The 24,761-nt window shown below is 57.7% G+C and carries 19 protein-coding genes; 2 read left to right on the top strand and 17 right to left on the bottom strand.

The features are described 5' to 3' along the window. Positions 1 to 78: 78 nt before the first annotated feature. Complete coding sequence (locus ACZZZU_RS00530) at positions 79 to 1,398, top strand: OprD family outer membrane porin (protein WP_463549383.1); 1,320 nt, start codon at positions 79 to 81, stop codon at positions 1,396 to 1,398. Here the strand turns inward: ACZZZU_RS00530 and ACZZZU_RS00525 are convergent. From ACZZZU_RS00525 to ACZZZU_RS00455, 15 genes are all read right to left on the bottom strand, one after another. Next, positions 1,395 to 1,934, bottom strand: coding sequence for a hypothetical protein (locus tag ACZZZU_RS00525; RefSeq protein WP_463549382.1), 540 nt, complete (start codon positions 1,932 to 1,934; stop codon positions 1,395 to 1,397). The two genes, ACZZZU_RS00530 and ACZZZU_RS00525, sit on opposite strands and share 4 nt — an antisense overlap. 44 nt (positions 1,935 to 1,978) lie before the next feature. Beyond that, positions 1,979 to 2,464 carry a hypothetical protein gene (locus ACZZZU_RS00520; RefSeq protein ID WP_463549381.1) on the bottom strand — a complete coding sequence of 162 codons (486 nt, stop codon included), beginning with the start codon at positions 2,462 to 2,464 and terminating at the stop codon, positions 1,979 to 1,981. A 213-nt stretch (positions 2,465 to 2,677) separates the two neighbouring features. Beyond that, entirely contained in the window at positions 2,678 to 3,091 is a 414-nt protein-coding gene (locus tag ACZZZU_RS00515; protein WP_241000599.1) for an SMI1/KNR4 family protein, read from the bottom strand. Between the two features lie 163 nt (positions 3,092 to 3,254). Next, positions 3,255 to 3,701 carry a hypothetical protein gene (locus ACZZZU_RS00510; protein WP_122495303.1) on the bottom strand — a complete coding sequence of 149 codons (447 nt, stop codon included), beginning with the start codon at positions 3,699 to 3,701 and terminating at the stop codon, positions 3,255 to 3,257. 69 nt (positions 3,702 to 3,770) lie between these two features. Continuing rightward, positions 3,771 to 4,154: a hypothetical protein gene (locus ACZZZU_RS00505; RefSeq protein WP_163016655.1), complete on the bottom strand. Its 384-nt coding sequence runs from the start codon at positions 4,152 to 4,154 to the stop codon at positions 3,771 to 3,773. 341 nt (positions 4,155 to 4,495) lie between these two features. Beyond that, entirely contained in the window at positions 4,496 to 4,966 is a 471-nt protein-coding gene (locus tag ACZZZU_RS00500) for a hypothetical protein (RefSeq protein ID WP_463549380.1), read from the bottom strand. A 271-nt stretch (positions 4,967 to 5,237) separates the two neighbouring features. Continuing rightward, complete coding sequence (locus ACZZZU_RS00495; RefSeq protein WP_463549379.1) at positions 5,238 to 6,101, bottom strand: IS3 family transposase; 864 nt, start codon at positions 6,099 to 6,101, stop codon at positions 5,238 to 5,240. Continuing rightward, positions 6,098 to 6,391, bottom strand: coding sequence for a transposase (locus tag ACZZZU_RS00490; protein WP_463549378.1), 294 nt, complete (start codon positions 6,389 to 6,391; stop codon positions 6,098 to 6,100). Before ACZZZU_RS00490 ends, ACZZZU_RS00495 begins: the two co-directional genes overlap by 4 nt. 195 nt (positions 6,392 to 6,586) lie before the next feature. After that, positions 6,587 to 6,937: a hypothetical protein gene (locus tag ACZZZU_RS00485; protein ID WP_463549377.1), complete on the bottom strand. Its 351-nt coding sequence runs from the start codon at positions 6,935 to 6,937 to the stop codon at positions 6,587 to 6,589. A 1,142-nt stretch (positions 6,938 to 8,079) separates the two neighbouring features. After that, on the bottom strand, positions 8,080 to 8,511 hold the full coding sequence (locus ACZZZU_RS00480; protein WP_463549376.1) for a hypothetical protein: 432 nt from the start codon (positions 8,509 to 8,511) through the stop codon (positions 8,080 to 8,082). Between the two features lie 193 nt (positions 8,512 to 8,704). Continuing rightward, positions 8,705 to 15,265, bottom strand: coding sequence for a hemagglutinin repeat-containing protein (locus ACZZZU_RS00475; protein WP_463549375.1), 6,561 nt, complete (start codon positions 15,263 to 15,265; stop codon positions 8,705 to 8,707). 311 nt (positions 15,266 to 15,576) lie between these two features. Next, positions 15,577 to 16,239 carry a DUF799 domain-containing protein gene (locus tag ACZZZU_RS00470; RefSeq protein WP_463549374.1) on the bottom strand — a complete coding sequence of 221 codons (663 nt, stop codon included), beginning with the start codon at positions 16,237 to 16,239 and terminating at the stop codon, positions 15,577 to 15,579. Then, complete coding sequence (locus ACZZZU_RS00465; RefSeq protein ID WP_122495285.1) at positions 16,239 to 16,604, bottom strand: DUF4810 domain-containing protein; 366 nt, start codon at positions 16,602 to 16,604, stop codon at positions 16,239 to 16,241. The genes ACZZZU_RS00470 and ACZZZU_RS00465 overlap by 1 nt, the downstream gene beginning before the upstream one ends. Before the next feature lie 40 nt (positions 16,605 to 16,644). After that, positions 16,645 to 17,313, bottom strand: coding sequence for a CsgG/HfaB family protein (locus tag ACZZZU_RS00460; protein WP_463542205.1), 669 nt, complete (start codon positions 17,311 to 17,313; stop codon positions 16,645 to 16,647). A 31-nt stretch (positions 17,314 to 17,344) separates the two neighbouring features. Then, the gene (locus tag ACZZZU_RS00455; protein ID WP_463549373.1) at positions 17,345 to 19,033 is read right to left on the bottom strand and encodes a ShlB/FhaC/HecB family hemolysin secretion/activation protein; all 1,689 of its coding nucleotides are present in this window, start codon (positions 19,031 to 19,033) and stop codon (positions 17,345 to 17,347) included. 402 nt (positions 19,034 to 19,435) lie between these two features. On the opposite strand from ACZZZU_RS00455, the gene ACZZZU_RS00450 reads away from it, so the two are divergent. Continuing rightward, positions 19,436 to 19,603, top strand: a complete 168-nt coding sequence (locus ACZZZU_RS00450; protein ID WP_122450515.1) for a DUF2897 family protein — start codon at positions 19,436 to 19,438, stop codon at positions 19,601 to 19,603. 15 nt (positions 19,604 to 19,618) lie between these two features. On the opposite strand, the gene ACZZZU_RS00445 is transcribed toward ACZZZU_RS00450, so the two are convergent. Both ACZZZU_RS00445 and ACZZZU_RS00440 read right to left on the bottom strand, forming a co-directional pair. Then, positions 19,619 to 20,461, bottom strand: a complete 843-nt coding sequence (locus tag ACZZZU_RS00445; RefSeq protein ID WP_463549372.1) for an EamA family transporter — start codon at positions 20,459 to 20,461, stop codon at positions 19,619 to 19,621. A gap of 31 nt (positions 20,462 to 20,492) precedes the next feature. Continuing rightward, on the bottom strand, positions 20,493 to 24,617 hold the full coding sequence (locus tag ACZZZU_RS00440) for a chemotaxis protein CheB (protein WP_463549371.1): 4,125 nt from the start codon (positions 24,615 to 24,617) through the stop codon (positions 20,493 to 20,495). Positions 24,618 to 24,761: the final 144 nt, after the last annotated feature.

Genomic DNA, 24,761 nt, shown 5'->3' with positions numbered 1-24,761 from the left:
ACCGCGCAACAGCACAGCCCTTCAATCCAGCCCCCTGCCCTTGCCCGGATACTCCAGCTTTACCACTGGAGTTCCGCCATGCGGTTTACCCTGCTGTTCTGCACACCGCTACTGGCCACCACCTGGGCCGCCGCCGCACAGGCCGACGTTTCGCCGCTGCTGGACGACGCCACGCTCAACCTGCTCAGCCGCAACTTTTTCCTCAACAACGACACCCGCACCGGCCACAGCGGTAACAGCTACAACCGCGAGTGGGCGCAAGGGTTTACCGGGCGTTTCGAATCGGGCTACACCGCCGGCACCTTGGGCGTTGGCGTAGACGCTCATGGCTTTGTAGGCGTGCGCCTGGACAGCGGCGGCGGTCGCGCCGGCACCGGTTTGCTGCCAGTCGGCGATTCCGGCGAAGCCGCCGATAACTACTCCAGCGCCGGTGGCGCGCTCAAACTGCGCCTGGGCGACACCCGTTTGAAACTCGGCGAAATGGAAGTGGAAACCCCGGTATTCGACACCGCCGACAAACGCCTGCAACCCGAATACGCCACCGGCGCCCTGCTTCAAGGCTTGGCCGGCACAGGATTGAGCTGGACCGCCGGCCACTTCAACGCCTTTAAAAACCAGGACGAAAGCAGCTCACGCAGCGACTTCGACGGCTATGGCGCCAGCACCCGCCACCAGAGCATCAGCCTGTTCGGCCTGCAAAGCATGGGCGACGACACCTGGGGCGGCGCCGTGTACGCCAGCGAACTCAACGACACCTGGCGCCAGTACTACGGCAACCTGCACCTCAAACAAACCCTGAGCGCCAGCAGCCGCCTCAACTGGGACGCCAATGTTTATCGCACCCTCGGCACCGGCGCCGAACTGGCCGGCGCCATCAACACCACCGCCGCCAGCCTGCTGGGCAAACTCAGCATCGGCGAACAAGCCTTCAGCCTCGGCTACCAGAAAATCAGCGGCGACACCCCGTTCGACTTCGTGGGCGGCGACTCCATCTACCTCGCCAACTCCATCAAATACGCCGACTTCAACGGCGCCAACGAACAGTCCTGGCAACTGCGCTACGACCTCGACCTCAGCCAGTTGCTGACACCCGGCCTCACCTTCATGACCCGCTACGTACGCGGCAGCAACATCGACGGCACGCACGCCCCCCAAGGCGGCGCCTACAACTCCTACGACGCCGACCTCGGCGCTTACGCCCCCAACCAGGGCGACGGCGGCAAACATTGGGAACGCGACATCGAAGGCAAATACCGCGTGCAATCCGGCGCCGCCAAAGACCTGGCCCTAAGCGTTTCCTACGTCACCCATCGCGGCAACGACGCCCAAGCCGGGCGCGATATCGACCGGCTGTACGTGGTTATCGAATACCCGCTAGACGTACTGAGCGGCCGCTAAAACGGCCCGCTGTTCGACTGCACCTGACGGAAAATGACCTCGCCACTGTCGAGGTTTTCAATCCGCGAATTGATCCGAACAAACGTCGCCTGGCCCTCGAACGACTTGGTGTCGCTCCACCGAACCACATACCGCTGCCCCGCCTTGAACACCACGCCGTCCGCCTCGAAACCACAGCGCTCACTGCCTGGACCGATGGCGTTTTTCGACAGCCAGCACCACTGCAGCGAATGCTTGCCCGGCGAAACCTTCAGCGCCTGAACACCCTTAGCCGCAGGGCTGACCGCAGCACCGGGCAGCAACTGGCCGTCTAGGTGCGTGGCGATTAACAAGCGATGCACCGAGAGGCCGGCTTCCCGGGTTGTGTAGGTGTCGAAATAGATGATTGGGGAAGCCACAGCGCCGTGAGACAGGTCGTACGGCTGCATCGCGTCAGGCGTTAAGTTGGCTTGGTAGTCGCTGTAATTGAAGCTCGAGCAGCTTGCGAGGCAAGCGCCTAAAGCCAGGGAAATAACGAAGGAAACGTAGCTTTTCATGGAAGGCCTGATGGACGGACTTAAACGAAAGGGTGGTGGCTAGCTCAATAAAACCGCTCTTCCTCAGTGTGCTTCATCAGCTTTTTCAAACTCCAGAAGGAATACAGCACACAGAGCAACATCAACCCCAAGCAGGTAACAAAGATATAAAAGCCAGTCGTGCCTCGCTCAAACACGGCCTCGAGGGCGTCCGCATCATCAAACCACCGTGAGTACACAATCTGGACCGGCTGCCCCGGGGAATAAACCGCCGGGTGGTTAACGTCGTTCTGCGAATACCCGCTCTCAATCACGCGCCCATCGGCCGTGGTGAAACGATAGTGAACGAGGCGATAGTCGCGAAAAGTCGGATGCGGCTCGACAACCCCAACCACACCCTGCGCTGTACCCTTCGCCAGCAACACCTTCAAATGCGGAATGCCGTCACCTTTGGACATCAGCATCAGCAAGGCCAGCGGGATCAGCAGTAGGAGTGATACGAAAGAACGGGTGTAGAGGTGGTCTTTAGTGGCTTCGCGGGGGGAGTACATGGGAGTCCTGTTGGGAGACATTAAAGAGAGATTATGAATACAGCGGAAAGTGATGATGTAAGTATCGCTGGCAGAACTCAATGAGGTGGAACGATTTCCCTTGGCCATTAGCCGAGTCGAAATTAGAGCAGCTTAATAAAGCTGCCCCTTTTCCCCCTAGAGAATTAGAGCAGATAATAAATCTGCCCCCTTCGCGCGGAGACAGCATAGTCCCTACTCTCCATCTATCCATGCATGTTTGATCCAACTGGCGAGGCTGGGCCAAGTCTCACTAGAGTATCCATCATGCGACCAGTAACTAACAGTCCCATCTTCAAGGAGACAGTAGTAGTTTCCATTATCTTCGCAGATGGGCAGCCAAGAGTATGGCACTCCCTGTTCCCGAGCCTCGCTAATCACGCTCAACAGCTCCCTTGGGCTATTCCTATTTTCCGTTAATCGAAGCGCGTCCTTCCCATTAAAAACACTATCGCTAGCCTCCTTGGCGAAAATCTTGTAGTCATCTAAGAAGGAGATTCCCAGCTCATGCTCATAGGCAGCGATCAAAGCATCATCAGGCAGCATCTGTTTATTCGGAAGAGGCATTCTTACTCGTTTCAACTCTGCAATTGCATCATTAATATCCACAACATTCACCATCCCAAAGAAAAATTGGGGCGTTTTATTAGACAGCTCTAAAACACCATTTATTAGCGAACTAGAGCAGACAAATAAACCCGCCGCCTTTTTGGTACGAAGTGTCGCACTCGAAGTAATTGTCCCAACTGCCTGAACTGTCCGTTTTAGACTATTAACCTACCCAAGAAATGTGCTCCCCATCTAAGTAATATAGTCCCTCAAGCCTTCCTGAAATTTCTGGCAACTCGAGAAGAGGATCTGAAACATATGAAAAAGGAAGTCCGCTCCTTAGCTCTTGAGCTCTTGCAGAATAGTCCGCCCAAGATGGCTCAACCATCCCGTTCCAGAACGTAACAAACGAGCCATCTTCAAGAAGAATGACAGGCTTTAAGTATTCAACCTCCCCACCGCCATTCCAGTACAGATAGCCCAAGTAACTGGAACCATCGCTTCCAACAAAACTAGCACGAACGATCATCTGAGCGTCAGTACACGTTTCATTATCAAGGAGAGGGCGCACTGTTAACTCATCTTCCGCAGACTCATCCATAGGGAAGTACCAAACACCAAAACAAGTAAGATCATCGATGGCTAATTCATATATCTGTTTATCTGTCATGCCTGCAGACCTATTTAATTAGGAGCTTGATTGAGTTAAACAATTCGGGGCAGCCTATTTCCTCTTTACTTATTTTTCTTTACGCAACCTTTCTGCCAATACGCAGTACGGGACATCAACACCGTCGACATCAACTAACAAAGAAGGCCACCTTTTTCCGAATTCAGAAGCGACTTCCAAGCATAAATCGCGCGCTTTGGGCGCGTGATCTAGTCGCATTTCTATTATCGCTTTAGGCGCTCCTCTTAAATACGCCTCCCAATCTAACAAATTTTCCTCATAAAAGTCTCGAAATTCATCTTCATATATTAATCCAACCCAAACGGTCGATTCATCACATGCGACCGAACCGCGAAATGGACGAATTAAATCACCGCCCAGAGAATTGATTAGTGAATGAAACTCCTCTTCTGTAACTTCATGTGAGGAAACGATCATTGCTGAGTCACTCACTACAACCCCCCTCTGCTTTTCCCGTAAGCCATAAGCTCTTCCATGCTACTCACAACTTTTATACCAGCATTTCCGTGATCCTACCTTATCCCCCGGCGGCTAGCTCCATTGCTATCGACCGGAGAAAAGGGGACAGATTTTTAAACTACCCTAATTTCGGCCGCCCCGGCCCTTTCAACGTAGCCCTCTTGGATATTCAATCTCATCAACAAACCGATCGGTTCCTTCTAACCGCCCGCGTTGATGCTAGGTCTATGTAGCTCATAAATTAGAGCGGCTTAATAAATCCGTCCCTTTATTTCTATTTACTTTCTACTATCGAATCCACCAAAACCCCGAAACTACAACAACGAAAAAAATGTAACAACAGGCCCGTAATCCTGATCCGAATTAGAAACCTCAACTTTGAATATTTTATCTGGAAACTTGCTTCTCAGTGCTATATCCCAGCAAAGACCTATTATCTTTGACAACTTATCAAAGACCTCTTCCGGCACATCTTCACTACAACCTGAAAAAATATCATATACATGCACGTGATTGAGCAAGCGTTCAATATCAGAAATCACTCCATTAAGCTGCTTGCTCCACCGGCTAAAGTTCCCCTGCTCAAATCTCCCGTCAAGAAAAACCCCTCCCTGCTCTTCTATAAAGACAGGAAAAAGTAAGCCGCAAAATACCAAAGCATCTTCAGGGTGGCATTTCTCACTTATATATGAAAAATAATCTAACCCCTCCCTACTGCCCCACTGAGCCTCCCACAACTTATAACGTTCGGTCATCAGCGGGTGTACTAGTTTTTCAATACTCATGGAATCTCATCCGGATTTGCTACTCGAGGTGGCAATTTTGTTGAAAGGGATTGCACTCTAACAGTAGCAAAAATGGTAAAAAAGGGGACAGATTTATTAAACCACTCTAATTTCGGCCGCCCCGGCCCTTTCAACGTAGCCCTCTTGGATATTCAATCTCATCAACAAACCGATCGGTTCCTTCTAACCGCCCGCGTTGATGCTAGGTCTATGTAGCTCGTAAATTAGAGCTGTTTAATAAATCTGAACCACCCCCGATTTCTCGGACATTTTAATTAGGCACTTCATTCATCGCACTGAACTCCAGCGGTGTGCAGTATCCCAGGGCGCTGTGTATCCGCTGGCGGTTGTAAAAGACTTCGATGTAATCAAACACCTGAACGCGTGCCTGGTCACGGCTTGCGAAGTCTTCGTGGTGCGTCAGTTCTTGTTTCAACGAGCCGAAAAAGCTCTCCATAACGGCGTTGTCATACGGCATACCCTTGCGGCTGGTACTAACCACTAGCTGTTCGGTTTCAAGTTGCTGCCGGTATGCGTTGCTGGTGTATTGCACGCCTTGATCGCTGTGGTGAATCGTTTCTTGCGCTTGCCTGCGCCCTTGCAAGGCCATGTTTAAGGCTGCGCTGGCTAATTGTTGGTCCGCTCGCTCGCCCATTGCCCAGCCCGCGATTCGGCGGGTGTACAAATCCAGTATTGCCGCCAAATACAACCAGCCCTGACGAGTCGGTATGAAGGTTATGTCCGCTACCCAAACTCGATCACGACCGGGGCTGACAAATGGCCATTTCAATTTGTTTGGTGCAACTGCCTGACGTTGATAAGGCGCTCTTGCGTGCACATAACGCCGCCGACGGCGGCTCTGGATCTGGTTGATCTGACGTAACCGTTGCACGCGATTTCGCCCACACGTCTCTCCCTTTCTACGCAGCGCATGCCATATCCGCTCTGTTCCATAAGCCTCTCGACTTTGCGTATGCAGCAGCCGTATTTGGCTCAACAGTCGAACGTTTTCTAGGTTGCGGGCGCTTGGTTTACGTCCGGCCCAAGCGTAGTAACCACTGGTGGAAACCGAGAGCACTTGGCACATCTTGCGTACCGAGCAAGTCTTTTGGCTTCTGATCCAGGCGTACTTCACGACAGCTCTCGCGCAAAGTACGCCGCCGCCTTTTTTAGAATCTCGTTCTCTTCCTTGAGCCGCGCGTTCTCACGTTTCAAGGTGCTTAGCTCATCGCTGCTGGCTTTCGGTCGCCCACTGCCTTGGAACGCTTGATCGCCCTTGTCTTGCATGTCTTGGGCCCATTTGTAGAGCCGGTTGCGTGGGATGCCTAACTCGCGAGCGACGACGGCGGCTGGCTTGCCGGATGTCTTCAAAAGACGGACAGCTTCGCGCTTGAACTCTGCTGTGAACCGATTACGTTGTTCCACCAAACACCTCCTCGGGGATTGCCCCCTTTCATGGGTGTCCGAAATATCGGGGGTGGTTCAGATTTATTAAACGACTGGTACTGCCCCCTTTCAGGGTTGTCCGAAATATCGGGGGTGGTTCAATCTGTCCCTTTATTTCACACTTTGAAAGTCCACAAGAGGTGATAACCATTTCTTTCTGCACCTGCAACCTGCTTAAATAAGCTTCAATACTTTAAGATCCTGCAAAAACAACTCCATCTCACCTAAGGGAATGCCGACCAAAATATTTTCAATGCTATTTTCTTTGAGCTGCTCAACTATAATTTTACGAGCACTAAAACACCAATCTTTATTCCAGCCACCCGACATAACAAGAAGTATTACTCGCCACATAAACTGTTCCACAGGACGCTCAAAAGAACTCTCAAATTGGTAATCCACATATGCCATTATCTGTTCATGACTCCAGCCCTTCGTCATGGCATGATCTCGACATCCCTCATAGTAGCAGTCCAAAGCCCACATCTTCAGGGCCTCATAAGTCAAACGCTCTTCGTGCAGCATCTTAAAAACCTTTTTTAGTCGGACGGATTACACCACTATCGAGTACATTACGGTGATATTAGGATACTTTGCCTTAAACAGCTCAATGATATTCGAGCAAATTGCGCAGGGTATAAAAGGGACAGATTTATTAAACTGCTCTAATTCGGCCTCCCTCGCCTCCCCATTCAACCCACAGCCCTGATAGATGCTCAATCTCATCAACAAACGATCGGCTCCTGTTAACCGCCCGCGCTGGATGCTGGGTCTATGTACCTCGTAAATTAGAGCTGTTTAATAAAATCCATCCCATTTTCTGAGCAAATAACTGAGTGATGTAGCTTCGAAGTAGCTAAATTTCCAAATAAAAAGATTTAGCGTGAATTTGCCAAGACACCTGCCCGCCCCCCAATGAATCGCTTAAATAGCCTCTAAAACATATTCCGAGGAATCCGGACTGTCTTCAACCTCCAAATTTTGGACGTTAGAACCTTTCAAATACATTACACCGTCCTCAATGAAGCATTTCCAAATGTATTTTTTTTTGCTAAAAACACCTCCGCGAAAACGAACCAGCATCCGCCCACGTACTCGTATTTCAGTATTTCCTTACTTATAGTTTTATCGAAATATTTTATTAACTCACCCGTACCCTCAACCCGCGCCTCCAACAAATCATTATCAGTGTTACACTCACTAAATTTATTTCTGGTCCAAGGATCATAAAAATACCGCCTTGGAAATAAGTTCCCGCACTCAGCAAAAAAAGGGGACAGATTTATTAAACTACTCTAGTTTCGGCCGCCCCGGCCCTCGTCTTTCAACGTAGCCCCCTTGGATGCTCAATCTCATCAACAAACCGATCGGTTCCTTCTAACCGCCCGCGTTGATGTTGGGTCTATGTAGCTCATAAATTAGAGCTATTTAATAAATCTGTCCCATTTTCTCTCTCGCCTTTCAACTCGCAGCCCTGATGGATGTTCAATTTCATCAACAAACCGATCAGTTCCTGTAAACTCAATCTCATCAAAACCGATGAGTTCCTGTAAATTTCCCCGTGTTGGATGCTGGGTCTATTTAGCTTGTAAATTAGAGCCTTTTAATAAATCTGCCCCTTTTTCTTACCATCTAGAAGAGTAAATTTTATATTAGCCATTAAGAATCTATGAAAGAATAAGTCTTTTAATATCTCCATCAGAAGGTACGCCCAACATGTAAATATTGCACAAAACCTCCTGCGGCAACTCAACACTGTGTCTTCCACCCTGAGGCATAGCAATTAATTTATAACCACCGTCACAAACATCGTAACTAAACAGCCCTTTTTTTGCCATATTAAGAAAAGAATTCAAATAGCGCTCCCGCTGACGTGCATCTTTAAATTCTGGAAGATTACTTTCGATAATTTCAAAATCAAACTCCTCCTCTAACGATTGAAAATACTCAACGACCAACTCGTATTTAGCTATTGAACTCCGTATAGAGGCGGGAACAAACCCTTTCCCTCCTGTCGCAAAATGCGCGAGCAAACCATTTTGGTAACAAGAAAACCAATCTAAATCGGTTGTCTCTAAAAACTCATCATCCATTTCCATTATTCGCCCCCAAAAATATTAATACAGTTATCGCAACGCGGCACCACTTCACCGGTCCTAGGTCGGATAGCGGAGGTGAATTTGATATCTTTTAGCTTAAGCCCGGAGTTGTTAAGTAGCAATTCATTTGCAGCCCTAAACTCAGCGCACCGCCCAAGTGTATTACCACAAGCCGTCTTCACTCCTAAACCACCTACTCACTGTCGATCTTCTGCTGACCGAAGCTAGCCGAACCACTGCCTACCGGAGCGCCATAGCAGAATGGCGGGATGCATAGGCTGACCCCAACGCTGGCATTGGTTTGCTTGGACTTATAAGTACTGGTGTCTTGCACGCTCTCGATGTTGAGGTCGCCACCGACATTGGCCACGACCTGGTCGCCACGGGCAATGGCGCCTTTGAGGTTGGTGTCTTCACCGGACCAGAAGCCCAGAGAGTTGCCTGCCTGAATGGTGGTTTGGGTCCAGGCCACGTCTGAACCATCGGCGTTGCCGCGTGACTTATTGGCGGCCAGGTCGATGGTGAAACCGTTTTGCTCACCAAACAGTGCGAAACCTACACCCACGCTCCAACCCGAACCCGCATTCTTGCTGTGCTGTTCAGCGGTGTTTTGTGCGGCCAGTAAGTTGATGTCGCCGTCAGCTTTTAGCGTGGCATCTTTGCCCGCGCTAATTTCACTGCCGACCACGGTGAGGTCGCTGTCTTTACCGGCGCCACTGGCGGTAATGTTGACGTTGCCACCGGCTGCCACGGTGCTAGCAACCACGTTTTGGCCGGACTGAGTGCTGCTACTGCTGCCCTTGTCGTTACTGAGGTTGACGCTGATTTTCAGGCCCGTAAGGCTGTCTGTTCCCAGCGCATTGGCAGCGTCATAGGCACGCTGCGCATCCATGGCGATATTCACAGCGGCTAACGCTTTGAGTCGCGTGTCCCCTGTGTCCTGCGCCGCTTCCCCCATGTTTTTAACACTGCGCACCGCATCCACAATCGGGATGCTCACCGAGCCGCCAAGGGCGGTCCGGCTAGAGCTTTGCTTCTGGGTAGAACTGAGGGTGTCGTACCCCGCTTCGATATCGACTTGCTTGCCGATGATGCTGATGTCGCCGGAAGGCGCAACCACTTGGCTGGCGACCTGCTTGTAACGCTCGCCAGCTTGAAGCTGGACGTCGCCGCCCAACGACGCAATCTGGCTGCCGGTTTGCGTGGTGGCGCTGTTCTGGTTGGTCTCTTTAAGGCTGGCAACGCCCGTTGCGCCTTGGTACCAGTTGCCGATTTCACCAGCATTTTTGGTTTTCGATTTGGCGCTGGACGTGCTGGTGCTTTCGCCGCTCACCACACTGAGATTGCGCCCAGCGTTCACGCTAATGTCGTTGTCCGCCACCAAGGTGCTGGCGCGCACGGTGGTGTCGCGGCCGCTGCTGACGTCGATGCTGCCGCCACTCAAGGTGCTGCCAACTTCTTGGACGGTTTTTTGCTCGGCGCCTTTTCCCTTATTTTCCAGGGTGAAGGAGCCGTTAGTGGCCAGGGAATCGGTGAGGTGCCAATTGAGTTTGTTGGATTTGCTCGCTTGGCTGCTCTGTTGGCTTTGCTGGGCGGTGCTGATGGCGACATCGCGCCCGGCGTCGAGGGTGATGCTTTTGTCGGCATGCACGGCGGCTGCGCGCAGGGTGATGTCGTTGTCGGCCAGTAGTTCGACGCTTTCGCCATTCACGCTGGTGCTGGTAAGGCTGGTGTTGGAGCTGCTTTTGTCGCTCGACTTGCTGGAAAACAGGCTGCTTTTTGACTTGGCGCCCGCTTGGCTGACGCTGTTTTCGGCGGCGTCGAGCACAATGTCGTGGCCGGCGTAGAGGGCGACAGCTTTGTCGCTGCTGAGCTGAGCGCCACGGGAAGTGATGTCGTTGTTTGCGACTAACGTCAGGTCACTGCCAGAGCGAATGGAAGATGACACGGCCTGACTATTGGAGCTCTCCGACATGGAGCTTTTCTTGGTGGTCGACAGGAAGCTGCCGCTCTTTTTCTTCTCATACGCGTAGCTGTAATCCTCATTCTGCGCAGCCTCCAACTTGAGGTCGCCTTTGGCATACAAATACGCTTCCTGCCCGGCATTCACCTGGCTGGAAATCAGCGTGGTATCTGCTCCCGAACTACTGGTGAAGTTGCCGCCGGCGTCGATTACCGAACCGACCTGGCTGACATGGTCTTCGGTGCGCGCGGTCTTGCGGCTGCCGCCTTTGCGTTTGCTGTCGTAGTGGCTTTCGTTGGCCGCCGCGCCGATGGTGAGGTCGCCGGCGGCTTGCAGGTCGATATCGCCGCCTGCTTTGAGTTTGCTGGCAACGACGGTCAAATCCCGCCCCGCCTCAGCCGTCAAATCCCCACCCACCTCCACCACCGAACCAAACTGCTTCACCTGCTCGCGATTGCTATACCCCTTGCGATTGCGGTTGTTGGCGACGTCGGTCTCGCTTTGGCTAACGATCAGCAGATCGCGCCCGGCACTCAGGTCGGCGTTGCCGCCGGCCTTGAGGTTGCCGCCCTGGTTAACGATGTCGCGCCCTGCGGACAAGGTCAGTGCATTGCTGGCTTCGATGCCGGCGGCGTTGTCGACGAAGTCTTCGCGGCGTTCGAAGCCTTTTTGGGCGGATTGGTGGGTGGTGACGCTGCGTTCGTTGGTGATGTTCCCGGTGAGGGCGATGGCGCTGACGTTTTTGCCCGCGATGATGCCGCCCTGGGCGTTGCGAATGCTGTCGGTGGCGAGCAGGGAGAGGCGTTCGTTGGTTTGCATCAGGCCGCTGTTGGTGATGCTGTTGGCGCTGACGTTTAGGGCATTAGTGGCGCGCAAGGTGCCGCTGTTGGTGAGGTCGCTGCCGGCGATCAGGGTGACGTCGCGGCCCTGGATCAGGGCGCCGGTGGGCGCTACGCGGTCGGTGGCCTGGGCGAGGTAAAGCACGGGCACCAGCACTTTCTGGCCGTTCACTTCTTGCTCTTGCATCCACACGATGTCGTGGGTGAGCGCGGCCACTTGCTCAGCGCTCAGGGCAATGCCGGGCACCAGGTTGAGCGCGGCTTTGCTGGCGATGGCGTTGTCCATCAGGTATTTGAATTGCGCTTCGTCGGAGGCCAGGCCGTCGAGGAAGCGTTTGCCGGTGCGCTGGACGATGGCTTGTTGCACCAGACGCTGTTCGTACAGGCCGTCGCCGAGGCGGCGCTGGGTCACGTCCTGGTTGTAGCCGATGATGTTGAGCAAGTAGTCGGAGCTGAGGAAGCCACGCAGCGTGGCGAACGCCGGGTTGGTTTCGATCAGGTACGGGTGGCTGTTGTCGGTGTTGACGTGGAACAGGCCGTTTTGCCCTTGGGGCAAGGTGAAGGTGGGCAGCGTGACCGCTTGTTGGGTGGTGTCGGGCGGTAGCTGCGGGTTGATGCTGATGACGGTGGCGAAGTTGCTGCCGGCGCTGCTGGTGTCGGCAGTGTTGCCACCGGCGACGTAGGCGAAGGTGGGGCGCACTACGCTGCTGTCGAAGTCGGCCTGGGCGGTGATGTCGACCGCGCCTGCTGTCTGGATGATGCCGGAGTAGCTGAGGTCGCCGCTGGGCATTGGGGTGATGACGCGGAAAGCCTCGTTCTCGCGTTCGGTACGGCCAATGAAGTGGGCGAGCGCGGCAATCAGGCTGTTGGAGTCGACGCTGCTCTTGTTCCAGTACGTGGCGGTGAATTGCTGGGCTTCGCGTTGCCAGCTGCCGATGTTCTCGGTGCGCTCGGATTTGAACACGCGGTACGTGTGCACTTCGCCGGGTTCAATGCCGGTGTTTTGCAGGTTGGCCACGCGCACGGTGAGGTCGCTGCCCGCGCTGATGGAGCTGCTCTGGTTGGTGAGCGTGGTGCCGCGCAGGTTGAGCGTGCCGCCTGCGGTGAGAGACGACGCAGCGGTACTGTCGGCGCTGACGGCGAGGCGGTCGAATTCTTCTATTGCCCACACGCCATTGCGCTTGCCGTCACAGTCACTGGCGCCGTAGTAACGGCTGCACGGCAGCTCGGTAATGCGCGCGCTGTATTTGCTCTGGGTGGTTTTCAGCACGTCCCGGATGTTGCTGATGGTGGTGGCGTGAATGCTCAGGTTGCCGCTGCTTTCGAGGGTGCCGGAGCGGTTTTCCACCAGGGTGGCGGCATCGCCGGCGTCGTTGGCGGCGATGTCGAGGTTGCCGAGGCTGTACACATCGGCCAACCGATTAACAAAGCTCGCGGTACGCAACGCCATATCCGCGCCGCTGAAGATCAATCCGCCGTCGTTAAGCAGGCTGTCGGCTTCGATGCGCAAGGTGGTGGCCGCGCCAAAGGTGCCGTAGTTGTTGAGGGTGTTGGCGCGCGCGAGCAGGCGTTGGGCGGCGGTGATGTTGCCGCGGTTGATGAGGATGCCGCCGACGCTGAAGTCGGCGTCGCCACCGGCTTTCCACTGTGCGTCTGCGCCGGTATCGACGCTGGCGGCGACTACGGTCAGGTCGCCCTGGCTGAGCAGCGCGCCGTTGCCGCTGTAGGCGCCGGTGAGGGTGAGGCTGAGGGCGCCGTCGGTTTCGATGCTGCCGTCGTTCTGCCAGGTGTCGCCGGTGGCGGTGATGCTTTGTTTGGAGAGCAGTTTGCCGGTGGCGGTTTGGCTGAAGTTGCCGACGTTGAGGCTGATGCTGTTGGCTTGCAGCTGGCTGGTGTTGGTCCAGTTGGCGACGTTGAGGGTCAGGTCGCCGTTGGTGATAAAGCTGCCGCCTGCGTTGCCGACGTCGGCCAGCGCCAGGGCGAACTGGTTACCGAGGTGGCGCACGGTGCCGAGCTGGTTGCTGAGGCTGGCGCTGGTGAGGCTGAACGTAGCGTTGCCGACTTCGACCAGGCCGCCATCGTTGCTGAACAGGCCACCTATTTCGAACGCGCTGGTGCCGCTGCTGCCAAGGGCGCGCAGTTTGCCGCCGCTGTTGCTGACGCTGCCGGCTTTGAGCTGCAAGGCGCTGGCGGATTCGACCAGACCATCGGTGTTGTTGAGGTGGCCGCTGAGGTTCAGGCCGACGGTGTTGGCGCCAACGGCGCCGTCGCTGTTGTTCAAGCTGGCGGCGTTAACGGTGAGGTCGGTTTTGGCCAGCAGGCTGCCGGCCTGGTTGCTGACGGCGCCTGCGGTGAGCGTTTGCTGGCCTTGGGTGGCGGCGATGCGGCCGGCGTCGTTGGTGAGTGTTCCGGTGGCGGTGAGGTTGACGCTGTCGCCTTGCAGGTTGCCGGCGCTGTTGTCGGTATCGGTGGTGACAACGGTCAGCGTGTTGCCGTCGGCCTGCACGGTGCCGCCCGCGTTGTTCAGCGTTTTGGCGGTGAGGGTCAGGCCGTCGGCTTTGCTCAGCAGCAGGCCGTCGGCGCTGTTGTTGAGAGTGTCGGCCAGGGTGAGGCTCAGGGCTTTGTTGCTGGCGAGGGTGCCGGCGCGGTTGTCGAGGTTGTCGGCGGTGACGGTCAGGGTTTGTTGGCCGACGAGCGTGCCGCCACGGTTGTCGAGGGTGGTGGCTCTTACGCTGGCATCGCCCACGGCGAGGATGGTTTTGCCGGCGTTATTAAGACGTTGAAGATCGGTGTTCAAGCGGCCTTGGGAGCTGACGCTGCCGTTGTTGTTCAGCGTGCCGCCTTGCAGGTCCAACAGTGCGGCGCTGTTGCCGCTGCCGTCGGGGTTTACCCCGGCTTCGAGGCTGCCGTTGTTGGTGATGGCGGCACTTGTGAGGCTGAGGTTGGCGCCGCTGGCGAGGCTGCTGGCGATGTCGATCTGGTCGGCGGTCAGCGTGGCGTTTTGCGTGGCGTACACGCTGTCGGTGAGGTCGATGTGCTTGGCGGTGGCGCTCACGCTGCCGGCACTGGCGACCCGCGCAACGGTGAGTTTGCCGTTGGCGTCGATGTGAATATCACCGCCGCTGGCGGCCATGTCGGCGGCAAGTTTTACGCCCACCCCGGCTTCGGTGCCGACCAGGCGGATGGCGCCCGCGTACATGCCGCCGAGGGCAGAGCTGTCGATGGCCAGTAGCGGCTTGGCGCTGCCGTCGTCGGCTTTGGCGGTGGCGGCCAAGGTGGTTGCGTCCACCTCGTTGCGGCCCGCGATGATGTTCAGGCGCTGGGCTTGCAACTCGGCGTTGAGTTTGGCGCTGCGGGTGATGAGGTCGAACTGGCTGATGTTCGAGGCATTAAGGCCGGTGCCTTCGATGTTGATGTCGCCGCCGTTGACGTCGAAGTGGTCGAGCTTGCCGTTGTCGATAACCGGCGTGCCGGTGGTGAGTGTGGCGCGCGGGGTGTTGATAAAGCCGCAGCCGTCGCAGGTGATGCCGTGAGGGTTGGCGACTACGACATGGGCGCCCTGCCCGGCCACTTCGGTGTAGCCCTTGAGCTGGCTCTGGTTGCCGCCGGTAACTTCGTTGAGGATCAGGTTCGCGGCACGACCGTTGAGGTTGCTGTTGCCGAGAATCACGCCGCCCAGTTGGGTTTCGTTGAACGCCGCGGTGCCGTTGTTGAGGATCAGGCCCTGCTGACCGACGTTGTAGTCGGTGAATTTGTTGTGGGACAACCCGCTGCCGTTAGGCGTGGCGATGTTCACCACCGGCACGCCATTTTGCGCATTGCCAAGGCTCGTGTTGCCGCCCGCTGCCGCGTCCACCGTCAGCTCTGCAGCGGTGCTGACAATAGGGTTTAGAAACATCACCCCCATCAGGATGCAGGCGATGTTTTGGAACAGCGGGCTACGAACGTCCATTTCGGTACTCTTTTATCGGTGTTTGAAAGGCGCTACCGGTGAAGGCGTTGCCTCACTTCCAGGTGCGTAGGCGGCGCACACAAGCGGGGTTTGCGGCGAGCGATCTGATGTCTAATGTTGAAAATTAAAGGCCCCTCACCCCAGCCCTCTCCCGCAAGCGGGAGAGGGGGCAGACCGAGTCAGTCCCGGGCAATCGTCACCCCTCGCCCGCTTGCGGGAGAGGGGCTGGGGGTGAGGGGCTTTTAAACCAAACCATCCAATTACCGTCCGCGCATGGAGTTGCGGGGCGGTGTTTGCAGCACGTAAACGGGTTAGTCGCTTTGGTACTTGGGCGAACGCGGGCCATACAGCAGGCCTGATCCTTTGGCCGTGGAGAGCAGCCTGCCGCTGGTGGTGCCAGCGATGGGGTACGCCGCATCGTCCATGGAGCTGTTGATGATCTGCGTGACCGCAGCCGTCACCAGCATGCCAACCAGCCCGCCTCCGGAGTTGTTGTTACCTTCGTTGCTGGAGGCCGTGGCCGAACCGGTCCACAGGGTGGTGCCGGTTTTCAGGTCTACCAGCTTGGCGCTGGCGGTCACGGTGGTGGCACTGCTCAGGATCAGGTACTGGGTGCCGTACTGGCTCACGGTGATGTACAGGCCGGCATCGGCGCCGAAAATCTCGTGCAGTTTGGCGGGAGCCACTTGGTGGGCGTCGCTGGCGGTGCTCAGGCCGTTCTGGCGAAAGGTTTCATCGGCCAGCGCGACCGGCACCACGTAGTAACCGGCTTCGGCGAGCGGCACGGTGACTTGCGCGAGCACGCCATAGGTGGCTTTCACGTCGGGCGATTCGTTTACCGGCGGCAGTACCAGAATGGAGCGCGGCCGCGCTTGTTTGTACGCCGAATAATCCAGGCTCTTGGGCGGTGCGACGCAGCCGCCCAACAGTGCCAGTGCCACAAGCCATGCACAGGTGCGATAGGTGCGCGCCATTATTTAGCCTCCGGGGTTTTCTTCTTCATCAAGAAGTCCATGTACGGCGCCGACTCCGGGAACAATGCCTTCTCGTTCTCGAAGGAACGCATCGTCAGTTCCTCGTCACCCAGGCTGGAATACAGCAAGCCCATTTGCGCGTAGAAACCGGGCGGTATCGCGCCGTTTTTTGCCTGGATTTTCTGCAGATCGGCTTTCAATACGTCGAGCTGCGCTTCAGGCGAGCCACCGTTGAAATGCTCGCGCAGTTGAGGTTGGTAGTTGCCCCACTGGTACAGCGCTGGCTGCCGCGCGCAACCGCCCAATGCCATGCTGCCGATCAGCAACATGGCGGCCATGCCCCGGCCTGAAAACGTCAAGTTCATTCCCCGTTATCCCTTTTTCAAATGCTTCAGTTGCCTAGCGTTACGGCTTCCATGCGCCGCTATCGACCGCGCCTACCAGTTTGTCCACGGCTTCACGCATGGCCAGGTCGAGCACCTTGCCGTTCAATGTGGAGTCGTAGCTGGCGGTGCCACCAAAGCCCACCACTTCGCGGTTGGAGAGCGAGTACTCGCCGGCGCCCTGGGCCGAATACACCACTTCGGAGGTGGAGATATTGACGATGTTGAGCGCCACCTTGGCGTAGGCGACCTGGGTTTTGCCGCGCCCCAAAATGCCGAAGAGTTGGTGGTCGCCCACTTCCTTGCGACCGAACTCGGTCACATCGCCGGTCACCACGTAGTCGGCTCCGCTCAGGCGCTGAACCTGGCCTTTGATTTGGGCTTCCTGAAGGGTTTCGCCCATGTTGTCGCGGTCCAGAACCTTGAAGCGGTTGCTCTGTTGCAGGTGGGTGATAAGGATGGTTTTGGCTTGGCTGCCCAGACGATCCACACCATCCGAGAACACGCCGCGCATGTAGCTTGAGCGGTTATCAAACTTGCCCACGGCAATCGGGCTACGGGTGCCGTTGTAGGCGGTGGTGGCACTGACAACTTGCTGCACGGGCACGCTGCGCGAGGACTCGGTGGCGCAGCCGGCCAGCCCCATTACCAACAGCGCCAGCAGCGCTGGAGAAGCCACGGTTTTATTCATCAACATGCGGTGAAACTCCCTGGGTAAACGGTTAGAAAAAAAGGTCGACGCGAAAATAGATGGGGTGCTCCTGGCGCTCGATGGCGTCGGGGCGTTCCAGCGAGCGGGCGAAGGTGACGCTGGCGGCCACGTTGCGACCGCGCGTGCTGAATTCCACGGCGTTACCGGACAGGCGCCCGTGTTGCGTGCCGTTGTGGCCGTTGCCGTGAATCACGCCGAGGTCGTAGGCCAGCGCCACGCCGTATTCCTGCAGGAACGGGCGCAGTGGTTCGAAAGCCATGGGCCGCCGCCAGCGCACCTGGTTGCGCCAGTAGGCGCCGCTGTCGCCGGACAGTGATTGCTCCTTGAAGCCGCGCACCGAGCTGAGGCCGCCCAGGCTGATGCGCTGCGGGCTGAACAGCACGTCTTCACTGCGCTGGCCGTTGACCAGGCTGTCGACGCTGAAGTTTTCGTTCCACAGGGTGAAGGGCTGCAGGTAGCTCGCGGTGAGGCTGTATTTGTTGTAACGGGCCACCGGCTGGTTGCGGTGCGGATCACCTTCGCCCTGGGCGTCGAATGCGCCGGTGCCTTGCTGCCAGCCGACGTCGAGGTTGACGAAGGCGCTGCCGATGCGACGGCCGTGGTTGAGGCCGAGCTGGTTTTCGCTGAGGCGTTGGCTGGAGACGTCGATCAAGTTGTTGTTCAGGTAGTTGCGGGTTTGCAGGTGCGAGACGCCAAAATTAGCGGCGGTCTTGCTCACGTCGTCGCGGTGCAACACGCGTTCGGCGCGCAGGCTATGGGTTTTGCTGTCGCCGTCGGAGCCGAACACAAAGCCCGCGCCTTCACTGCGGGTGCGGTAGTAGCTCTGGCTGTAGCTGTAATTGAACGACCACCAGCCGTACGGCACGTTGTAGCCGACGCTCTGGTTGGCGGAGTGTTTCCAGTGATCGCTGACGGTGTCGCCACCGCCGCGCAGGCTCAGTTGATCGGCAAGGCCCAGCGGGCTGTCCCAGGTAAAGCCGGCGCCCCACTGCTGTTCGCCGGTCGAGGTCTGGCCGTCGTTGTGACGGTTGAGGTTGGCTTGCCACGGCTTGCCGCGCTCGCCTTGCAAGCGCACGCGACTGCCGCCTACTTCGCTGCCGGGCACCAGTTCCATTTGCGCCGGGCGCGATGGCAGGCGATTGAGTTGGTCGACCAGTTGCTCCAGTTCGCGCAGGTCGAGCACCTCGCCGGGTGTACCGGGGAACGCCATATTCAGCTCACGCGGGCTGGCGATGGCGGAAGGCTCCAGCCCTTCGAGGCGCCCTTCCACAACGAGCACTTCCAGCGTGCCGTCGGCCAGGTCTTGCTGCGGCAGGTAGGCGCGCGAGGTGACGTAGCCGTGGTCGAGGTAGTACTGGGTGACGGTTTTCAGCAGTGCGTTGAGCTGTGTACTGCCCAGGCATTGGCCTTCGTAGGGGCGCAGCAGTTCGGCCTGGCGGCTGGGGGAAATCAGCGTGGCGCCTTGCAAGGTAATGCGGGTGATGGCGAAGCACTGCTCGTCCGGGTTGATGGCCGGCGTCGTGGCCTCGGCACTTTTGCCTGGCAGTTGTTGCAGATCTTGAAGGCGTTGTTGCTGTTCTTGCAGGACTCGCTCCTGACGGTCGCGGATCAGGTCGCGGTCGGCTGGCAGCTCGGCAAATGCGGTGGAAGAAACAGCCAACAAGGTGCAGAGCAGCACCCTAAAACGTAGCGCGGGCATAAGCCTTCAATCCCTTGAAGAATAAGGTTTGGAAAAGCGAAGGCGCGGATTAAACAGGACACGCAAAAATTTGGCGACGCTTTATTGACCGGATGGCCACTATTGCGACATCACTCACAAGTCGGATAGCGAATGGCTTACACCGCGTAAGCAATTGGTACGGCAGTGCGACACGCAACCGTTGCGGGGCGGGGGTTTCAGCGGGTTTCGGGTTGTGGTCGAGTGAGGGCGAGTGGGATTTAGAGCATCGCGGCTGAAGCCGCCCTTACGGGGTTGTGGGAGGCTGGGCTGAGGCGTTGCGAAGCAGCCTTCAACACATTGGCGGAACGCTCTCAGCGGCGGATGATCCAACCTGCACAGCGGACGGCTATCTGCCCCGCGTATAAAGTTAAGGAGAACGTTATGCCTTGGTATGCCTGGCTGATTTTGGCGTTGGCGCTTGGCTCGATCGTCGGCGGCTTGATGATGTTGCGCGACACGGCGAAGAAGCTGCCGCTTACGGATGAGCAGCTAAGAAAGGTCCATGAGCGCAACGCGGAGATGGACGCCAAGGAAGCGCAAGACCGCTAACCGGCGTTCATGCTTTCAGGCCAGCCGCAGCACCACGGCGCCAGCAACGATGATGCTGGCGCCGACGATGCGCGCGGCGCTGAGCCTTTCTTTTAGAAACAGTCCGGCGATCAGCACGCCGAACAGAATCGAGGTTTCCCGTAGCGCCGCGATCACCGCGACCGGCGCCAGGGTCATGGCCCACAGCGCCAGGCCGTAAGAGGCCAAGGTGCCGAACGCGCTGACTATTCCCATCCGCCAATACGTTGCCGCGTAGGCCACGAACGCGCGCCTGCGCATTAGCAGCACCCAGCCTATTAACACCCAGCCCGTCAGCAGAAACAGCCACAAGGTGTAGGCCGCCGGTGCGCCAGAACGGCGAACGCCGAGGCCGTCGACCAAGGTGTACGCGGCGATAACGCCGGCGTTGAGCAGCGCCAGCAGCAAGCCGAGCCGTTGGCTGGGCGTAGGCCGGACAGCCCGGCGCGAAAACGCCATGGCCAGAATGCCAAGGCAGATGAGTCCGATACCGAGCAGCGCCAGCGGCGGCAAATGTTCGTGAAGGAAACCCACACTGACCAGCGCCACCAGCAAGGGCGCGGTGCCGCGCATGATCGGGTAGGTCTGGCTCATGTCGGCCAGGTGGTACACCCGCGCGACCAAGATGAAATACACCACCTGCAAACCCACCGACGCGCCGAGATACGGCCAGCTCGCCGCTGCCGGTTGTGCAAGCCAGGGCAGCAGCAACAGCGCCATCACCGCGCCGCAGCCGGTGAGCAACACGGTGCTTAACAGCTTGTCGGTGCCGCCTTTGACGATGGCGTTCCAACTGGCGTGCAGCAACGCGGCGAACAGCACCACCAAGTAGACCGACAAACGTGCTCCTTAACAGCGTGGCGCTGGCGTCTTAGTGGGGCTTGTTCAATAGCTTGGCGACGGCTTCAAGCAGCGTGTCCATGGCCACCGGCTTTTGCAGGTGCAGATTGAAGCCCGCCGCCACCGCGTCGTCCACGTCCTGCTTGGTGCTGTAACCCGATAATGCAACGGCGGGCGTGTGCGGGTTGGCACTGGCTTGGCGGATGGCGCGCATCATTTGGTGGCCGTCGAGCAGCGGCATACCGATGTCCGAGAGAATCAGGTCGTAGCGGTTGTCTTTGGCCAACGCCAAGCCGCGCTCGCCGTTTTCAGCGGTGGTCACGGTGGCGTCTTCGCCTTCTAACAGCATTTCCATGACGCTGAGAATATCGGGCGAGTCGTCGACCACCAGCACCTGCACGCCGGTGAGACTACCCGCCACGGCGGTGGCCTCGATGCCGGTTTTAAGTTGCAGCTCGGTTTGCAGGCAGATCGGCAGCCACAGGCTGAAACGCGCGCCCCGCCCTCGCCCTTCAGAGAACGCTTCGATACGTCCGCCGTGGGCTTCGACCAGTTGATGCACCAGCGCCAGGCCAATGCCCAGGCCGTTTTTAGAGCGGTGCACGTGTTGCATGTCGGCCTGGCCAAACAGGTCGAACACTTTGCCGAGGAAATCCGGGTCGATGCCCTGGCCGGTGTCGACCACATCGAGCCGGGCGGCATCGCCATCACGGCTCACGGCCAGACTCACACGCCCGCCGGCCGGGGTAAATTTCAGGGCGTTGTTGAGCAGGTTCCAGATCATTTGCTCAAGGCGCGTGTTGTCGGCGCTGACGAACAGAGGCTCGCCCTCGTCGTGGTAGGTCAGTTCGATGTGTTCACCCTCGGCGATGGGCTTGAACATGTCGAAGGTGTTGCGCACGGAGTCGCTGAAGTCGCGCACGGCCATGCTCAGGTTGAGCTTGCCGGTGCGCACGCGGGAAATGTCCATCAGGTCGTCGATAATGCGCGACTGGTTGCGCACGGCGGCCTGAATGGCATCGCCGGCCCGGTTAAGCGGCGGCGAAGCTTTGAACAACGGCGTGCGGGTCATCACGTCCATGTTCAGTTGAATAAGGTTCAGCGGGTGTTTGAGTTCGTGGGACAGCACGGCGAAAAACTCGTCTTTACGCTCGTTGCTGGCCTGGGCGGTGAACAACAGGTTTTCGCTTTCGTGGGCGCGGCGTTGCTGCTCGGTGAGGTCGTGCGCCACCAGTGCAAAACCGTGCAAGGTGCTGTTGAACATCGGTTGCAGCAGGCAATGGCTGGGAACGTGGGTGCCGTTGTTGCAGACGAAACTGCGCGCCTCGCTGAGCTGGCCTTCGCGCTCGGCGCGCTGGCGGTCGCGCTCGGGCAAGCCTTGGGCGCGATCCTCTTGCCGGTAGAGCAAGTCGATCGACTTGCCGACAACCGTGCTGGCTTCGTGGCCGAAGAGCAATTCAGCCCCGCCGTTCCATGAAGTGATGATGCCGGCGCAGTCCACCGTGACGATTGCATACGCCTTGATGCTCTGGGCCAACAATTTGGTGTGGGCTTCGCCGGCGCGCATTTTTTCTTCGGCGAAGCGCCGGCTGGTGATGTCGATAAAGGTCAGCACCGAGCCTTGAATGCGGTCGTCGGTGGTGCGGTACGGCAGGAACCGCGCCAGGTACCAGCGGCCATCGGCGCTGGTGACTTCCCGTTCGATCAGACGCAGTTCTTCAAAGGCGCGCGTGGCATCGCTGATCAGATCGGGGTAATCGAGGCGATGGGTGATGTCGAGAATCGAGCGGCCGGCGTCGTTGCGTATCACGTTGAAGATGTCGCCGGTGCGCGGGGTAAACCATTTGATGCGCATCTGCCGGTCGACAAACAGCGTCGCGATATCGGTGGAGGAAATCAGGTTTTGCAGGTCGTCGGTGATCTTGCTGGCTTCGTCAACTTTCACCTTCAGCTCGGCGTTCACCGTCACCAGTTCTTCGTTGATCGACTGCAGCTCTTCCTTGCTCGTTTCCAGCTCTTCGGTGGCCGAGCGAAGTTCTTCGTTGATGGCCTGCAGTTCTTCGTTCGAGGCGCGCAGTTCTTCGGTGGAAGCATCGGAATGCTCCATGGTTTGTTGCAGCTGTTCTTTGGTCTGCTGCAGCTCGGCTTCCAGATGAGTGAGCACCGAATCTTTGCTGGCGCCACGTTGCAGCGGGCCCGGGTCGAGGCTGTCATCAACCTTGTCGAACAGCACCAGCACGTAGTCGCTGGCCGACTCGGTATCGCGGAACGGCTTGACCACCATGTTGACGTAACTGGCGCTGCCGCCCTGCTCGAGCTTCACGCGCCGGGCATCCACGCTCTTGCCGGTCTTGATCGCCTGATACAGCGCGGTGCGCAGTTCCAGTCGCAGTTCCGGGTGAACGACAGCAGGCAAGTTGAGCGTTGGCTCGCCACCGATGTAGCGCAGGAATTCGCCGGCCCGGGCCGACATATGCACGATGTCGGAATCGAAATTGACGATCACGCTCGGCGGCGCGTACTGCTCCAGCACACGCTGGTGCACATCGGCAAACGAGGGTTTGCGCTGCGGCACATTCAGCCCTCGCGGCACGGGCATCGGCAACGGGCCGGAGAACGTGCTGATGGGCATGCTCGGCCGTTTATGCGAAGAATTTTTAGCGCGGTAAATGCGATTTTTCTTGTCCACCACAGCGAACAGATTCGGGCACGCATCGGCTGTTTCCGAACTGCCGAGAAACAGCAGGCCGCCAGGGTTCAGGGCGAAGTGGAACATGCGCAGCACTTCGGCCTGAATGTCGCGGTCGAGGTAAATGAGCAGGTTGCGGCACGAGATCATGTCCAGCCGCGAGAACGGCGGGTCGCGCAGAATATTGTGGGTGGCGAACAGGATTTTCTCGCGCACCTCTTTCTTCACCCGGTAGTAAGCCGCTTCCTTGGTGAAGAATTGGCGCAGGCGCGTGGGGCTGACGTCGGTGAGGATCGATTCCGGGTACAGGCTGGAGCGGGCAATGGCCAGGGCGCTGTCGTCGATATCGGTGGCGAACACATGCAGCTCGGCGTTGCTCATGGTTTGCTCGGCGTGTTCGCTGAGCAGCATGCACAACGAATACGCCTCTTCGCCGGTGGAACAGGCCACCGACCACACGCGAATCTGCGCGTCGCTGTCGCCGTCGATGGGTTTGTCGAACAGCGCGGGGATCACCTCGCGCTCCAGCGCTTCGAACGCTTCCACGTCGCGAAAGAAGTTGGTCACGCCGATCAACATGTCATCCAGCAGCGCCGGGGTTTCTTCCATGTGCTCGTTAAGCAGCGTGGCGTAGGCCGGCATATCGCTGATGCCGTTGACCTGCATGCGCCGCTCGATTCGACGCAACACGGTGGCTTGTTTGTAGTGCTTGAAATCGTGGCCAGTGCGCGCTCGCAGCAGGCTGAGGATGTCGCGAAGGGCAATTTCGCTGGATTTGGCCAGTTGTGCGTCTGGCTCCTTGCGCACCTCGTCCGGGGCTTGCGCGAGGGGAATATGCAATTCCTGGATGTTGGCGCTCAGGTGCACCAGGCGCGCCGCCAACTCGGCGACCGGCAGCACGATATCGACGACACCCGACTCAATGGCGCTGCGCGGCATCGACGCGAACTCGGCTTCGTCGGGCGACTGCGCCAGGGTGATGCCGCCCTTCTCTTTGATACGCGCCAGGCCTACGGCGCCATCTGCGCCAGAGCCGGACAGCACCATGGCGATGGCGTGGGTTTGATGCACTTCGGCCAGGGCGCGGAAAAACAGGTCTATGGCGACGTGCATGCCACGGGTGCGTTGCGGCGTGGCCAGGCGCAGATAACCGTCGTTCATCGACAGGTCCATGCCAGGCGGAATCACGTACACCGTGTTGGCCTCGATGGCGATGGCCTGGGCCACTTCGTGCACCGGCATAGCCGTGGCTTTTTGCAGAATGTAGGCGAGCTGGCTTTCGTGTTCGGGCGAGAGGTGCATGACCACCACAAAGGCCATGCCGCAATCGTCTGGCATTTGCTCGAAGAGTTTGATCAGCGCCTGTAAACCACCTGCCGAGGCACCAATGCCTACAACCGGAAACGTGAGATGGCTGCGCGTCAATGACGGCGAATCCGAATCGCGCGGTTCTGGGGTGTCGCTCATGAAGACCTCAGGCAGTGAGGCGGGCGACGGGAAAAGTTCCTGATCGACGGCCTTGTGATCGGTGCAAAGCAAAAAATAACGCGCAGCAGGCAAACGGCTGGGGGCAGAGTTTAAAGCGCAACGCAGCCTCCAGGGCAGGCCTTT

The organism is Pseudomonas sp. AC136 (assembly GCF_979258585.1).
Note: the sequence above shows the minus strand (reverse complement) of the source record. Positions and strands in the feature narration are given on the sequence as shown.

What these genes read in the sequence shown, in the direction of transcription:
- ACZZZU_RS00460 (WP_463542205.1), bottom strand. Translation starts at nt 17,313, where the DNA reads ATGAATAAAACCGTGGCTTCTCCAGCGCTGCTGGCGCTGTTGGTAATG.
- ACZZZU_RS00455 (WP_463549373.1), bottom strand. Translation starts at nt 19,033, where the DNA reads ATGCCCGCGCTACGTTTTAGGGTGCTGCTCTGCACCTTGTTGGCTGTT.
- ACZZZU_RS00440 (WP_463549371.1), bottom strand. Translation starts at nt 24,617, where the DNA reads ATGAGCGACACCCCAGAACCGCGCGATTCGGATTCGCCGTCATTGACG.
- ACZZZU_RS00525 (WP_463549382.1), bottom strand. Translation starts at nt 1,934, where the DNA reads ATGAAAAGCTACGTTTCCTTCGTTATTTCCCTGGCTTTAGGCGCTTGC.
- ACZZZU_RS00475 (WP_463549375.1), bottom strand. Translation starts at nt 15,265, where the DNA reads ATGGACGTTCGTAGCCCGCTGTTCCAAAACATCGCCTGCATCCTGATG.
- ACZZZU_RS00450 (WP_122450515.1), top strand. Translation starts at nt 19,436, where the DNA reads ATGCCTTGGTATGCCTGGCTGATTTTGGCGTTGGCGCTTGGCTCGATC.
- ACZZZU_RS00470 (WP_463549374.1), bottom strand. Translation starts at nt 16,239, where the DNA reads ATGGCGCGCACCTATCGCACCTGTGCATGGCTTGTGGCACTGGCACTG.
- ACZZZU_RS00485 (WP_463549377.1), bottom strand. Translation starts at nt 6,937, where the DNA reads ATGCTGCACGAAGAGCGTTTGACTTATGAGGCCCTGAAGATGTGGGCT.
- ACZZZU_RS00510 (WP_122495303.1), bottom strand. Translation starts at nt 3,701, where the DNA reads ATGACAGATAAACAGATATATGAATTAGCCATCGATGATCTTACTTGT.
- ACZZZU_RS00480 (WP_463549376.1), bottom strand. Translation starts at nt 8,511, where the DNA reads ATGGAAATGGATGATGAGTTTTTAGAGACAACCGATTTAGATTGGTTT.
- ACZZZU_RS00500 (WP_463549380.1), bottom strand. Translation starts at nt 4,966, where the DNA reads ATGAGTATTGAAAAACTAGTACACCCGCTGATGACCGAACGTTATAAG.
- ACZZZU_RS00520 (WP_463549381.1), bottom strand. Translation starts at nt 2,464, where the DNA reads ATGTACTCCCCCCGCGAAGCCACTAAAGACCACCTCTACACCCGTTCT.
- ACZZZU_RS00530 (WP_463549383.1), top strand. Translation starts at nt 79, where the DNA reads ATGCGGTTTACCCTGCTGTTCTGCACACCGCTACTGGCCACCACCTGG.
- ACZZZU_RS00465 (WP_122495285.1), bottom strand. Translation starts at nt 16,604, where the DNA reads ATGAACTTGACGTTTTCAGGCCGGGGCATGGCCGCCATGTTGCTGATC.